At 57.7% G+C, this 13216-nt stretch carries 11 protein-coding genes; 10 read left to right on the top strand and 1 reads right to left on the bottom strand.

Annotated elements, in window-relative coordinates:
- The first annotated feature begins 97 nt into the window (after positions 1-97).
- The 10 genes from M5M_RS07535 (at position 98) to M5M_RS07490 (ending at position 11689) form a co-directional block, all read left to right on the top strand.
- On the top strand, positions 98-1489 hold the full coding sequence (locus tag M5M_RS07535; RefSeq protein WP_015046885.1) for a Na+/H+ antiporter NhaC family protein: 1392 nt from the start codon (positions 98-100) through the stop codon (positions 1487-1489).
- Positions 1490-1508: 19 nt separating this feature from the next.
- The gene (locus M5M_RS07530) at positions 1509-2210 is read left to right on the top strand and encodes a M15 family metallopeptidase (RefSeq protein ID WP_015046884.1); all 702 of its coding nucleotides are present in this window, start codon (positions 1509-1511) and stop codon (positions 2208-2210) included.
- Positions 2207-3457 carry a diaminopimelate decarboxylase gene (lysA, locus tag M5M_RS07525; protein WP_015046883.1) on the top strand — a complete coding sequence of 417 codons (1251 nt, stop codon included), beginning with the start codon at positions 2207-2209 and terminating at the stop codon, positions 3455-3457. Before M5M_RS07530 ends, lysA begins: the two co-directional genes overlap by 4 nt.
- Positions 3457-4614: an exo-beta-N-acetylmuramidase NamZ family protein gene (locus tag M5M_RS07520; protein WP_015046882.1), complete on the top strand. Its 1158-nt coding sequence runs from the start codon at positions 3457-3459 to the stop codon at positions 4612-4614. Before lysA ends, M5M_RS07520 begins: the two co-directional genes overlap by 1 nt.
- Positions 4611-5783, top strand: coding sequence for an acyltransferase family protein (locus M5M_RS07515; protein ID WP_015046881.1), 1173 nt, complete (start codon positions 4611-4613; stop codon positions 5781-5783). Before M5M_RS07520 ends, M5M_RS07515 begins: the two co-directional genes overlap by 4 nt.
- Positions 5783-7231 (top strand): FAD-linked oxidase C-terminal domain-containing protein, encoded by a 1449-nt coding sequence (locus M5M_RS07510; protein ID WP_015046880.1) that lies wholly within the window; start codon positions 5783-5785, stop codon positions 7229-7231. The genes M5M_RS07515 and M5M_RS07510 overlap by 1 nt, the downstream gene beginning before the upstream one ends.
- Entirely contained in the window at positions 7224-8285 is a 1062-nt protein-coding gene (locus M5M_RS19440; protein ID WP_015046879.1) for an FAD-binding protein, read from the top strand. The genes M5M_RS07510 and M5M_RS19440 overlap by 8 nt, the downstream gene beginning before the upstream one ends.
- On the top strand, positions 8276-9505 hold the full coding sequence (glcF, locus tag M5M_RS07500; protein ID WP_015046878.1) for a glycolate oxidase subunit GlcF: 1230 nt from the start codon (positions 8276-8278) through the stop codon (positions 9503-9505). The genes M5M_RS19440 and glcF overlap by 10 nt, the downstream gene beginning before the upstream one ends.
- Before the next feature lie 25 nt (positions 9506-9530).
- Positions 9531-10901, top strand: coding sequence for a M14 family zinc carboxypeptidase (locus tag M5M_RS07495; protein ID WP_015046877.1), 1371 nt, complete (start codon positions 9531-9533; stop codon positions 10899-10901).
- A 110-nt stretch (positions 10902-11011) separates the two neighbouring features.
- Positions 11012-11689, top strand: a complete 678-nt coding sequence (locus tag M5M_RS07490) for a DUF871 domain-containing protein (RefSeq protein WP_144062413.1) — start codon at positions 11012-11014, stop codon at positions 11687-11689.
- A gap of 72 nt (positions 11690-11761) precedes the next feature.
- On the opposite strand, the gene M5M_RS07485 is transcribed toward M5M_RS07490, so the two are convergent.
- Complete coding sequence (locus tag M5M_RS07485) at positions 11762-12664, bottom strand: dienelactone hydrolase family protein (protein WP_015046875.1); 903 nt, start codon at positions 12662-12664, stop codon at positions 11762-11764.
- Positions 12665-13216 lie beyond the last annotated feature (552 nt).

Raw genomic sequence — 13216 nt, 5'->3', positions numbered from 1 at the left:
AACCGTTGACTGCTGACTGGTTAATACGCCTTACACCGGTAGTATTAATCACACGCAGATATCCAGATAAAGCAATAACAGGAATGCTGACGCCACCATGAACGAACCCAACTGGACCTCATTACTGCCACCTTTCGTTGCCATTGGTCTGGCACTGCTCACCCGTCAGGTGTATCTGGCGCTATTTGCCGGTGTCTGGCTCGGGTATTTTCTGCTGGGTGATGTGGGTGTGTTTGCGTCCCTGGCCGACGCCATTGAAGGCAGTATCGGCGTCATGGCCAGCCCCGGCGACGCCCGGGTAATTGTGTTCACGCTGGTGATCGGCGCGTTTATTTTAACTTTGGAACGGTCCGGAGGTGTGCGCGGCTTTGTGCAGTGGCTGGAGCGCGCGCGCTGGGTGAACGACGGTCGCCGGTCCCAATGGATGGCCTACCTGATCGGCATCGTTATTTTTATTGAGTCCAATATCACCGTACTGGTGGCCGGTACCGTGGCGCGTCCATTGATTGACCGCTTCCGCGTGGCGCGCGAAAAGCTCGCGTATATCATTGATTCCACCTCGGCGCCCATTTGCATTCTGATTCCACTCAATGCCTGGGGCGCGTTTAATCTCGGGCTGTTGGACGGCTTGGGCGTGGACAGCCCGGTGAGCGTGTTGCTCGCCACCATTCCCCTGAATTTATACGCCATTACCGCCGTGTTGCTGACTGCGTTTGTGGTGGCGCGCAACTGGAATATCGGCCCCATGCGGGCGGCCGAGGCCCGCGCCGCCAGTGGCGAAACGGGTGGTCTGAATATCACGGAACCCGCCGACCTGGGCGACGCGCCCGCGCGCGCAAAAAACATGATCCTGCCGGTAGTGGCATTGATAGCCGCCATGCCGTTGGGTTTGTACTTTACCGGCAATGGCGATTTGTTTGCCGGCAGCGGTTCCAAAAGTGTGTTGTGGGCGAGCCTGATCGGGCTGCTGGTGGTGTCTGCTCTGGTGTTGTTCCAGCGCACCATGAATCTTGAATCACTCACCAACACCTGGATGGAAGGTGCGGGCCGGATGTTGCCCATTGCGATTATTCTGTTGTTGGCGCTCGCACTCGGCAGCGTGGCCAAAACCCTGGGCACCGGCGTGTACGTGGCCGGTCTGGTGGGCGATGCGGTGCCTCTTTGGTTGTTGCCGGTGAGCTTCTTTTTAGTCAGCGGCGTGATTGCATTTTCCGTAGGTTCGAGCTGGGGCACCTTTTCCATCATGATGCCCATCGCCATTCCCGTAGCCACTGCATTGAATGTAGACCCCACTTTATTTGTGGCGGCAGTCTTGTCGGGCGGCATATTCGGCGATCACGCCTCGCCCATTTCCGATACCACCATTGTGTCCAGCCTCGCGGCCGGCACCCACCATATGGATCATGTGTCCACCCAGCTGCCCTATGCCCTGATTGCTGGCGCCATCAGCGCGGTGGGTTTTGTGGCCGTGGCGTTGGTGATGTTGTAAAACGATCAGGAGTTATCGAATGGCCGAGCGCGCCGGGCTGAAGCCCGTAAAAACCGGGATCATTTTTTTACTGATTGCCATGGGCTTGAGTGGTTGTGCCGACCAGCCGCCGGCGCCGGATTTTGTGGCCGTCTCTGGTGCAGGCATTCAGCTCGATATCAAATATTTTACCGGCGACAACCTGGTAGGGGAGCGGTTGGATGGTTACCTCGCCCCCAGCTGTTGGCTGGCCCGGCCGGCGGCTGAGGCGCTGCAGAAAGTGGCGGCAGGATTGCGCGAGCGGGGCCTGGGGTTATTGATTTTTGACTGCTACCGGCCGCAAACCGCAGTGAATCATTTTGTCCGCTGGGCTGCGAGCCCCGAGGATCTGACCACCAAACCGCTGTATTACCCGAACGAAGAAAAAGCGCTGCTATTTGAACGCGGCTATATTGCCGAACGCAGTGGCCACAGCCGTGGTGCCACCGTGGACCTGAGTGTGTACCGTCTGGCCGATGGCAAAGCGCTCGATATGGGCACCGGTTTTGATTTTATGGATGTGAGCTCTGCCACCGCTTATGAACCCGTGAGTGAGACGGTGCGCGCCAATCGCGACCTGCTGCTGGCGGCCATGACGGCCCAGGGGTTTGTGAATTATTCGCAGGAGTGGTGGCATTACACCTTCAAGCCCGAGCCTTACCCCGATACCTACTTTTCCCAACCCGTGAGTGCTGCACCATGAATTTTGCTGTCCGGATCAATCCGGCGTCTCTCGATCGCCAAGCTCTGTATCAGGCCATTGCCGATCAGGTAGGTACGCCCGCCTTTGTGTATGACCTGGATAAAATCAGCCAGCATTATCGCGATTATGCCAACGCTTTGGGTGACGGCAACCTGCTGTGCTATGCGGTGAAGGCCAACAGTAATCTGTCGGTATTGCGTCATTTAGTGGCGCTGGGGGCGGGCTTTGATATTGTCTCCGGTGGTGAATTGTTGCGCGTGGTGCGCGCCGGCGGCAACCCGGCCAAGGTGGTGTTTTCCGGCGTGGGCAAATCCGATGCGGAAATCCGCCTGGCACTGGATATGGGCATTAAATGTTTTAATGTGGAAAGCGAATCGGAACTGCGCCGCATCAGTCGTCAGGCCGTAGATCTGGGTAAAGTCGCGCCCATCAGCATCCGGGTGAATCCCGATGTGGACGCGCAAACCCATCCTTACATCGCCACCGGCATGAAAGACAATAAATTCGGCATCGCCATGGATCAGGCCCTGGCCTGCTACACATTGGCTACAGAATTGTCGAATCTGCGCATCGTGGGTGTGGACTGCCATATCGGTTCACAGCTGACCCAACTGGCGCCCTTTGCCGATGCCTTTGAGCGGGTGCTGGCGCTGGTGGATCAATTGGCCGAACAGGGTATTCATCTCAACCACGTGGACATGGGCGGCGGCCTGGGTATTGCCTATGGCAATGAAAACCTGCCCGACAAAGCGTCTTATCTGGCGCTGTTCCGGGAGACACTGGCAGCGCGTGGGCTGCAATTGATTATTGAACCCGGCCGTTCATTGGTGGGCGATGCCGGCGTGTTGATCACCGAAGTGCTGTGCATTAAAGACACGGCGGAAAAGCGCTTTGTGGTGTTGGATACCGCCATGAACGATAACTTGCGGCCGGCATTGTACGGCGCTAAGCATCGCATCAGTGTGTTGCAAAGTGGCTGTACCGAACCGGCGCGCGCGTGCGAACTGGTGGGGCCCGTGTGTGAATCGGCCGACGTGATCGCGCGCGATCAGAAGCTGGCCTTGGATGAAGGCGATCTGCTATTGGTGCACGATGTGGGCGCTTACGGTTTTGCCATGAGTTCCAATTACAACGCCCGGCCCCGGGCGGCGGAAGTGGTGATTGCCGGTGAGGCGTATACCGTGGCGCGCGAACGCGAGTCGTTTAACGATATGCTCAAGGGCGAGACCCTGTATTGGAATCAATAATGCGCGCCTGGCTGCTTTTTCTCGTTTCGGTTTTATTGTCATCTCTGGTCAGTGCGCACCCGGTGGTGGGTGCCGCCCAACTGGATTTTGCTGAAGATTATCTGAAACAGACGCGCCTGGGTCTGGTGGTTAACCAGACCTCGCGTGTGGGCGATCAGCATCTGATTGATGCCATGCTGGCGCGCGGCGTGGTGGTGCAGAAAGTGTTCGCACTCGAGCACGGCATCCGCGGCAATGTGGAAAACGGCGGTGTGGTAGAAGGCGGCCGCGATGCAATGACCGGTTTGCCGGTGGTGTCGCTCTATGGCGGAAAATACGGTCCCGATGCTGAAGATCTTACCGACGTGGATCTGCTGGTGTTCGATATCCAGGATGTGGGCGTGCGTTACTACACTTACATCAGTTCACTGCACTATCTGATGCAGGCTTGCGCCGATCATCAGGTGCCTTTGTTGGTATTGGACAGACCCAATCCGCTGATCGATCAGGTGGCGGGCCCGGTGCTGGAGCCGGCGTTTAAAAGTTTTGTGGGCATGCACCCGATTCCGTTGGTGCATGGCCTCACGGTAGGTGAGCTGGCGCGCATGATTAACGGTGAAGGCTGGCTGGACGGCGGCGCACAATGCCAGCTGAGTGTGCGGGCAGTTACCCACTACAATCGCAACACGCCTTATACATTGCCTGTACGCCCATCACCCAATTTGCCCAATGCCTTGTCGGTGAGACTCTATCCTTCGCTGGGTTTGTTTGAAGGCACCGATGTGAGTGTGGGGCGTGGCACGGACTTTCCGTTTCAGGTGCTGGGGCATCCTGCGGATGGCAACGGCCAGTTTCAATTCACGCCGGTACCCAAACCCGGTGCCTCGGAAAACCCGAAGCACAATGGGGTGATGCTGCGCGGCGATGATCTGCGAGCTGTGCCGGTGTCGTCGAAATTTTCGCTGAGCTATCTGCTGAATTGGTATCAACGCCTGGGCGCACAGGGTGACGCGTTTTTTACCCGCGCCGCATTTTTTGACAAGCTCGCCGGCACCGATAAATTGCGCAAAGCCATTATTGCAGGCCAATCCCAGGCGCAGATTGAAGCCAGTTGGGCTGAGGATATCGCCCGCTTTCGCGAGCAACGCAAACCCTATCTGATCTACGCGGAACAATGAATCATATCGACCATATACTGGCCGCGCGCCCGGCCGGTCGGCTGATGAGCGTGGATGTGTTGCGCGGTCTGGCCATTGCCGCCATGGTGCTGGTCAATAATCCGGGCAGCTGGTCGCATGTGTATGCGCCATTGGCGCACGCCGAATGGCACGGTTGGACCCCCACTGATGTGATTTTTCCTTTGTTTCTTTACGTGGTAGGGCTCAGCATTGTGCTGGCGCAAAAAGGTGAAACCTTCGCCTTGCCCGGTCGCAGCACCTGGCTGCGGGCGGCGAAATTATTTGGTTTGGGCTTGTTTCTCGCGCTGTTTTATTTTCCCTTCGCTAAACCGGAATTCAGTTGGTGGCGCGATCAGCTACTGGATGTGCGCATTCTGGGCGTATTGCAACGCATCGCGCTGGTGTATCTGGCCTGTTGTTACCTGGCCTGGTTATGTCAGAAGCGCCAGTGGTTATTGTGGCTTGCGACATTGGTGTTCATGTGGCTGGCCTATGCCCTGATGCTCTCGATCCCCTATGCAGATGACACCGGTGAAATTTATCGCGGCCAACTGGTGTTTGGGAATCATTTCAGTGCCTGGCTGGATCAGTTATTGTTAGGGCGCGAGCATCTTTACTACCAGACTGCGCAACCCTTTGCGTTTGATCCGGAGGGACTGCTCACCACCTTGCCGGCCATCAGCTCTGGATTGCTGGGCGTACTGGCGGGTTTGCAATTAAAGGCAGCGGGTCATTCTTCGCGACTCGAAATCTGGTTTGCCGGCGGCGTATTGATGCTGGTGGCGGGGCAGTTATTGCACCCCGTTTGCCCAATCAATAAAGCCCTGTGGACGCCAAGCTTTGTGCTGGTAACCGCCGGCGTTTCACAATTGTTGTTGGCCAGTCTGTATTGGCTGTGCGATGTCCGTGGCCATCAGCGATGGCTGTCGCCCCTGTTGGTATTTGGTGTGAATGCCATTGCGCTGTTCATGCTTGCTGGTGTGGTGGGGCGACTACTGGTGATGATCCCCGCCGGCGAGGCGAGCCTCAAGCACTGGCTCTATACTCAGTTCTTTGCGCCCTTGTTGGGTGCCTACCCAGGCTCGCTGGCGTTTGCAGTGACCTGTTTGTTGATTTTCTATGGCGTTTTGTGGCAAATGTACAAACGCGCCATTATCTGGAAAGTGTAATGACCCAAGAGCTGCAAGCACTGATAAAACACTTGCGCCAACAGCTACCGGCAAACCGGTTATTGTTGGAATCCGAGCAGTGTGCAGTCTACGCCTGTGATGCGCTGGCGGTGTACAGCGAGACCCCGGCGCTGGTGGTGTTGGCTGAATCGGAAGCGGAAGTGCAGACGGTGGTAAAAGCCGCTGCCCGCTTTCAGGTGCCCTTGGTTGCGCGCGGCGCGGGTACGGGGCTGTCGGCCGGCGCCCTGCCCAAGCGCGATGGCATGCTTCTGGTCACCAGTCGCATGCGTGAAATTCTGGAACTGGACCCAACACGACGCATTGCCCGCGTGCAGCCCGGCGTGGTCAACGCCCGGGTCAGTGAGGCCGCGCGGGTGCACGGCTTGTATTACGCGCCCGATCCTTCGTCGCACATCGCCTGCTCTGTAGGCGGCAACGTGGCTGAAAATGCGGGCGGAGTGCATTGCCTGAAATACGGCGTTACCGTCAACAACGTGCAGTCGTTGCGACTGGTGGATGCCCGCGGCGAGATTCTGTGCATGGGTGCGCACCGCGGCGAGCAAACGGGTATGGATTTATTGGCGTTGGTGCACGGGTCTGAAGGCTGCTTGGGCATTGTGACGGAAATTACGCTTTCGCTTACCCCGATGCCGGAAAAGACCCGGACCTTGTTAGCGGTGTATGACAAGGTGCGTCCGGCCTGTGACGCGGTATCGGCAATTATCCGAGCCGGCATTATTCCCGCCGCCATGGAAATGATGGACCACTTTGCGATTCAGGCGGCCGAGGCGTTTTGTCAGCCGGGTTATGGCCAGGGCGCTAACGCGGTGTTGCTGATTGATCTGGATGGCCATCCATTGGAAGTGGCGGCCGAACTTGAACAGGTGCGAACGCTATTGGCCCTCAGCGGCGCCGCGCGTGTGCAGGAGGCCGCCGATGAGACCCAGCGACAACGTTGGTGGAAGGGCCGCAAAAGCGCTTTCCCGGCCATTGGCCGCCTGAGCCCGGATTACTATTGCATTGATGGCACTGTGCCGCGTGGCCGCATCGGCGATGTGCTGGAAGGCATTCAGGCATTGAGTGATCGCTATGGCTTGCGCGTGTCGAATGTGTTTCATGCCGGCGACGGCAACCTGCACCCGCTGATCCTGTTTGACGCTTCGCTACCCGGTGAGCTGGAAAAAACCGAACGACTGGCCGCCGATATTCTCGCGCTGTGCGTGGACGTGGGCGGTACCATTACCGGCGAGCACGGCGTGGGTCGGGAGAAATATGATCAGATGGCACTGCAGTTTTCCGATGCGGAAATCGGCCAGTTCCTGCGGGTAAAAGCCGCGCTGGACCCGCAGCAATTGTTTAACCCGGACAAGCACGTCCCCACACTCGCGCGCTGCCGGGAGTATCGCCAGTTGCGCGCGCGTCAGGCCGGGGAGCCGGCGCATGAGTGATCTGAGCTTGCCATTAGTGGCCGCGGTTAATGAAGCGGTGGTGGATGCGGTTGCGGGCCGGTTGAGTGCGCTGCGCATTGCCGGCAATGGCACGCGCATTACCCATCCGGCGCAGGCACTGCCCTGCGCCGACCACAGCGGCATTATCCAGTATCAACCGGAAGAGCTGGTGGTGCGCGTGCGCGGCGGTACCCGTTTATCCCATTTACAATCCGTTTTGGCGGAGCAGGGCCAGCGCCTGGTGGCCGAATGGCCTCAACCCGATAATCGCAGCACCGTCGGCGGGGCCATTGCCATGGGGCTGGAAGGCGCGGAGCGCTCGGTTGGTTTTGGCTTGCGCGATAGCTTGCTGGGTTGTCAGTTAATTAACGGACTGGGCGAGCGCGTTCGTTTTGGCGGGCAGGTAGTGAAAAATGTGGCCGGTTATGATCTGACCCGCCTGCAGGTGGGCGCGATGGGCAGCCTGGGTGTGTTGTTGGATGTGAGCCTGAAGCTCAGACCGCTGGCGGAATTAACCCAGTGTTTTGTTGCCCGGCTAGCGCCGATGGAGGCGATGCGAATCTGGCAACATTGCCAGGCATTATTGCCGTTTTATCGCGGTGGTTTTTATTGGCAGGGCCAGATGGTGTTGCGCTTTGAAGGCCGCGCACAGGCGTTAAACGCAATCGATAAAGCGTTGCCCGACGATTTTTCAGAAGCAGACCCGGAACAATTTGATGTGCACAGCCATTGGCAAGCGCCGGTATTCCGGGCCGACAGCCTCGCCAGTCTGACATTCCCCGAACCACTGCCGCCGGACGAATGGCTGGATCATGCCATGGTGGATTGGGAGGGTCGCCGCTTCTGGTTGGCAAACGCCAATCACCATGCGCTGGCATCCTGGGCGTGTAAGCAGGGCGGCCAATTGCGGGTGTGGCGCGGTATCCGCGTGCCGGTTCTAGGTGAAGGTTTGTCGCATTGGCATTCCGCGCTAAAGCAGGCGTTTGATCCTCACGCTCTGTTTAATCCGGTCCTGTTTCAGCAGCACCTCGCAATGGAGGCCAGATGCAACTGAATGTGCAGCCGGGACTGCTGGCCAGTGATAAAGCCGCCGAAGCAGAAGCCATTGTCGGCGCTTGTGTCCACTGCGGTTTTTGCACTTCCACCTGTCCCACCTATTTGCAAAACGGCGATGAGCTCGACAGCCCTCGCGGGCGCATTTATCTCATCAAGGAAATGCTGGCTTCGGGCAGCGCCGGGCCTACCACTCAGCAGCACCTGGATCGTTGCCTGACCTGCCGTAATTGCGAAACCACCTGTCCCTCCGGCGTGCAATACCATGACCTGCTGGCGATCGGGCGCGAGACGGTGGATGCTCTGGTGCCCAACCGCCGACGAAAAATAAAGCGAGCGCTGGTGCGCACCCTTTTATTAGCGCGCAGGCCTCTGGCGTGGGCGACAGGGTTGGCGCGCAGCTTATCCGGATTATTGCCCGTGGCCACGCAGCGCCTGTTGGGCCCGGCGCCGTTGTTTGCCGATGCTTTTGAACAACGGACCGGCGCACGGGTTTTAATTCAGGCGGGCTGCGTACAGCCGCACCTTCGCCCCGATACCGACAACGCCCTGTCGCATTTATTGGCGCAATTCGGTGTAGCGGTGGAATGGGTGCACGGTTGTTGTGGCGCACTCAGCGCTCACACCAGTGCCGAGCAGCAAGCGCGGGAATTGGCGCGTGCAAATCTGCAGCAATGGCGTGATGCCGCCGCGCGCGGTGACATCGTGGCCATTGTGTCCACTGCCAGCGGCTGTGGTTTGCAGCTGGCTGAATATGAGGCTCTTCTGGGGCAACAGCTCACGGCGGAAGACCGGGAGTTGATTGGCAAGGTGTGTGACCCAGTGACTGTTATCGCGCAGTTGCACGCACAACAGCCGGATGTGTTGCCCGATCTCGCCAACGCCGAGCCCATTGCGTTTCATTGCCCCTGCAGCTTGCAACACGGCCTGGGACTCAGCGATGCGGTTCAGCGCTTGCTGACCGATCTGGGTGCCAGTTTGCCCACGATTACCGACAGTCATTTGTGTTGCGGTTCGGCCGGCAGCTATTCCATTTTTGAACCCGCCATGGCGCGTAGCCTGCGCGACCAAAAACTCGGTCATTTGCAGCAAAGTCTGCCAGCGACACTACTCACCGCTAACATCGGCTGCCAGATGCATTTACAAGGTGGCACGGTAACGCCGGTAGAGCATTGGCTGGTGTGGCTGGCCCGCCACACTTTTTTGCCGATTGAAGAATAAGTATTACTGACTGGCTTGAATCACAATGAAATGGAAACCCCTGTTTATTTTGTTTTTATTGATGGGTTACGGAGGCGCTGCCATGGCGATTGAACCCGAACCCGGACTGGATCACTGGCAAATCAAAGCCCGCGATATCGCGCTCACCGTGCAGCGACTCGGCCAACACCCGGCGGTACAGCTGGACACGCTGGGTAAGTCTTACCAGGGGCGGCCGATCCAGGCCTTGCAGTTAGGTGTGGGCGAACGCCGTGTGCTGATGTGGACCCAGATGCACGGTGACGAGCCAACGGCGACGGCGGCGGTGCTCGATCTGTTGGCGCATTTGTTGGCGCCTGAACAGGCGGCACGCTGGGCCGGCTTGCAGAATAAAATTACCTTGCGGGTTATACCGATGCTGAACCCCGACGGCGCGGAAATTTTTCAACGCCAGAATGCACAGGGCATCGATATCAATCGCGATGCGCGCGCGCTGCAAACACCCGAAGGCCGGCTGCTGATGGCAGAAGCGAAACGGTTCCGGCCGCACGTGGGATTCAATTTGCACGATCAGGATCGTCGCTACGCGGTGGACGGCAATGGCAAACCCGCGACGATCTCCGTACTGGCGCCGGCTTACGATCCGGCCAAATCCGTAAACGATTCACGCCGGGCGGCCATGCAACTGATTGCCCATCTGAAACAGACAATGCCCGCGCCCATGCAGCAGTACGTGGGGCGTTACGACGACACCTATTCGGCCCGCGCCTTTGGTGACAACCTGGCGGCACTGGGTATCAGCACGATTCTGATCGAGTCGGGCGGTTACCCCAACGACCCCAACCGGCAGGTGGCTCGTGCACTCAATGCACAAATGCTGCTGGAGGCACTGGACGCCATTGCTCATCAAACCTATCGCGACGTGAACCCCGAAAGCTACTGGGCCATTCCGGAGAATCGCGAACAAAGCGTGTTTGATTTGTTGCTCACGCAATTAACGGTAAAAGGTCATCCCTCCTATCAGATCGATATGGGCATTCAGCAAGCGCTCTACAGCGACGGCGATGCGCGTATCGCCGATGTGGGTGATCTGTCGCCCTATGCGGGCTATCAATCGTTGCAGTTGGACGGTGCCGAATACGATGCCGGAAGGCCCTTTGCACTCACCGATTCACTTGTGCTGGATGATGTTGCCTATGCCCGGTTATTAAGGGAAGGTTACAGTCATTTTGTGGGTGACGCTGGGTTGCTTTCCAATAACAGCCAATGGCCCGTGCTGACCTTGCCGCAACCACTGGCGGACAATCAATTGCCCCGGCGTCGTATGCCGGCGTGGTTTTTGGTGCGCAAAAACAGTCGCGTACTGGGCGCGGTATTAAACGGTCAATGGGTTGCGTTGCAGGAGACGTCCTCGTGAAATCTGTTTTGTCCTGTCTCGTTACAATGGCCGTTTGTGCAATCCCCCTGTGGGCAAAGGCAGCGGCAAATACCTGCGATTTGCCTAAGCCCTTACCAGACAATATCCAGGTGTTGATCGCAACCGATCATACCTTGCCCCAACACTATGGTGAGGCCAGCGCTGGCGCCGAGGGCCGTGAACGCGAATACATAGACCCGGCTGCGCGCGCATTCGCGGCATATCTGGCAGAACAGAATCTGGGTGCCTATGTGCTCACGGTGGAGGATCAGCATTGCAGTGGTCGCATCGAAGACAAGGCCGGGTTTAATCAAGCCTATGCGCGCTATGATGCGTTGCTGAAGCAGGCGGTTGCGGCTGGTTTCACCATTGTGGCGCTGCATTTTGATGCCGACCGGTTGCCGCCGGAAGCCAGCCTGGCGGATGCCCACTATATTGGTGGTGTGCAGCTCATTATTGATAGCCGTGCGATCAGCCCGGCAACCGCTTCATTAACCGATTATTTGCTGAATGATGTAAAGCTGCTGCAGCATTTGGGCAGCACCGGGCTGCGGTTGCGGCCCGATTATGAAACCCGCCTGCGCGAACAGAATAATCAGACGTTGCACATCGCCGGTCACTCGGCCGGCGGCGCATTTTTGTTGGAACTGGGTTCACAACAGCAAGCCCGTACACTTTTCGGCCAGCCCGATCAGGTGGTCAACGCGCTGCAACCGTCACTGGCCCTGTTGGCCGGGGCGATTGCGCAATGGCGTAAAGGGAATCCGGGCGCAGATATAGCACGGTAAACAGTCGAATGGCTTCCTGATAAAAAAGGTGGATTGCGCTTTGCTTAATCCACCCTACGGTGTGCGTCGGGATCAGGTCAGGTGCTTTGCGAAGAACGCCAGGGTGCGTTCCCAGGCGAGGTCGGCATTGGCCTGGTCATAACGGGAGGTGGAGTCGTTGTGGAAGCCGTGGTGAGCGTTTTTGTACATGTGCATCTGGTAGTCCACTTTGTAGCGTTTCAGGTCCTGCTCGTATTCCGGCCACGAAGCGTTTACCCGCTCGTCGAGTTCGCCCAGCTGGACCAAGAGCGGCGCCTTGATGTTTTTTCGCAGTGATTCTGCCGCGGGTGTACCGTAAAAAGGCACGCCGGCATCCAGCAGGTCGCTGTCGATGGCGGCCAGGTAGTTGACCATGTAGCCACCAAAGCAGAATCCCACGGCACCCAGTTTGCCGGTACTCAGCGCATGCGCCTTCAGGTGTCTCGCCGCCGCAACAAAATCCTGCTGGATTTTTTCCCGGTCCAGCTCGCGTTGCAGCGCCCGACCGGCATCATCATTGCCCGGATAACCACCCACCGGAAACAGTGCGTCGGGTGCGAAAGCGAGATAACCGGCTTTGGCCAACCGGCGCGCCACATCTTTCACATAGGGATTCAGCCCGCGGTTTTCATGTATCACCAATACGGCGGGAAACGCGGCTATCTCTTTGGTGGGCTTTACCAGATACCCGCGGCCTTTGCCGTGGCCATCCGGTGAGGCAAATTCTTCATAGCTGGCAATAATCTCCGGGTCATTGAATGACACCTGCTCTGCCAAAGCGTAATTGGGCAACAAGGCCGATGTGAGTGCCGTCATGGAATAGCCCACCGCCACCAACGTGCCCAGTTTTTTCATAAAGGTGCGACGATCCATCGCGCCGTGGGCGTAAGCGTCATACCAGTCGAAGGCTTCCTGAGGAATCTGTGAGGGTTTCAGCGGTGTTGGGTTGACGCTCATGAATCTGGCCTCTTGTTATTGGGTTGGCAGTGGTTGAAGCACTATAGCGGATTACGGTGAGGTTTGTGCGGTGGATCAGGTATGTCAATGAGGCGGGCTTTTCGATCACCCATTCTGCAGAATAGTCGGTGGATTACGCTTCGCTAATCCACCCTACGGTGAATGCCGCCTCTATAAGGGATCAGTGAATCTGAAGTTATGGTTTCTTGGTCGCGGAAAACTCTGCGATCGTTCAACCGCTTTTGCCCGGTGCCTTTTGCAAAGGTTTGCCAGGCTGTTGATAAACCCCGTTTCATACTCAGGCTTTCAGGCTGGTTGGTAATTTAGGCGCCGTTTTGACGCTGTGTGTCCACCCATCGAAAAACGGCAAGTGCGTTAAAGGGGACAGACTCCTTGATCTTTATCAGAAAGGGCTCTGATGTTTTTGATGTAGCCATCAAGGAATCAGACCTCTTGATGGCGATAACTGCAGCCCTGCACCAGTCGCGGAAAACTCTGCGATCGTTCGGCCGCTATTGCCCGCTGCCTTTTGCAAAGGCCAAGGATGGCCTG

Source organism: Simiduia agarivorans SA1 = DSM 21679 (assembly GCF_000305785.2).
Taxonomy (GTDB): domain Bacteria; phylum Pseudomonadota; class Gammaproteobacteria; order Pseudomonadales; family Cellvibrionaceae; genus Simiduia; species Simiduia agarivorans.
Note: the sequence above shows the minus strand (reverse complement) of the source record. Positions and strands in the feature narration are given on the sequence as shown.

Bases quoted from the DNA above. Each gene is read 5' to 3' on its own strand.
- M5M_RS07535 (WP_015046885.1), top strand. From the start codon at position 98: ATGAACGAACCCAACTGGACCTCATTACTGCCACCTTTCGTTGCCATT.
- M5M_RS07530 (WP_015046884.1), top strand. From the start codon at position 1,509: ATGGCCGAGCGCGCCGGGCTGAAGCCCGTAAAAACCGGGATCATTTTT.
- lysA (WP_015046883.1), top strand. From the start codon at position 2,207: ATGAATTTTGCTGTCCGGATCAATCCGGCGTCTCTCGATCGCCAAGCT.
- M5M_RS07520 (WP_015046882.1), top strand. From the start codon at position 3,457: ATGCGCGCCTGGCTGCTTTTTCTCGTTTCGGTTTTATTGTCATCTCTG.
- M5M_RS07515 (WP_015046881.1), top strand. From the start codon at position 4,611: ATGAATCATATCGACCATATACTGGCCGCGCGCCCGGCCGGTCGGCTG.
- M5M_RS07510 (WP_015046880.1), top strand. From the start codon at position 5,783: ATGACCCAAGAGCTGCAAGCACTGATAAAACACTTGCGCCAACAGCTA.
- M5M_RS19440 (WP_015046879.1), top strand. From the start codon at position 7,224: ATGAGTGATCTGAGCTTGCCATTAGTGGCCGCGGTTAATGAAGCGGTG.
- glcF (WP_015046878.1), top strand. From the start codon at position 8,276: ATGCAACTGAATGTGCAGCCGGGACTGCTGGCCAGTGATAAAGCCGCC.
- M5M_RS07495 (WP_015046877.1), top strand. From the start codon at position 9,531: ATGAAATGGAAACCCCTGTTTATTTTGTTTTTATTGATGGGTTACGGA.
- M5M_RS07485 (WP_015046875.1), bottom strand. From the start codon at position 12,664: ATGAGCGTCAACCCAACACCGCTGAAACCCTCACAGATTCCTCAGGAA.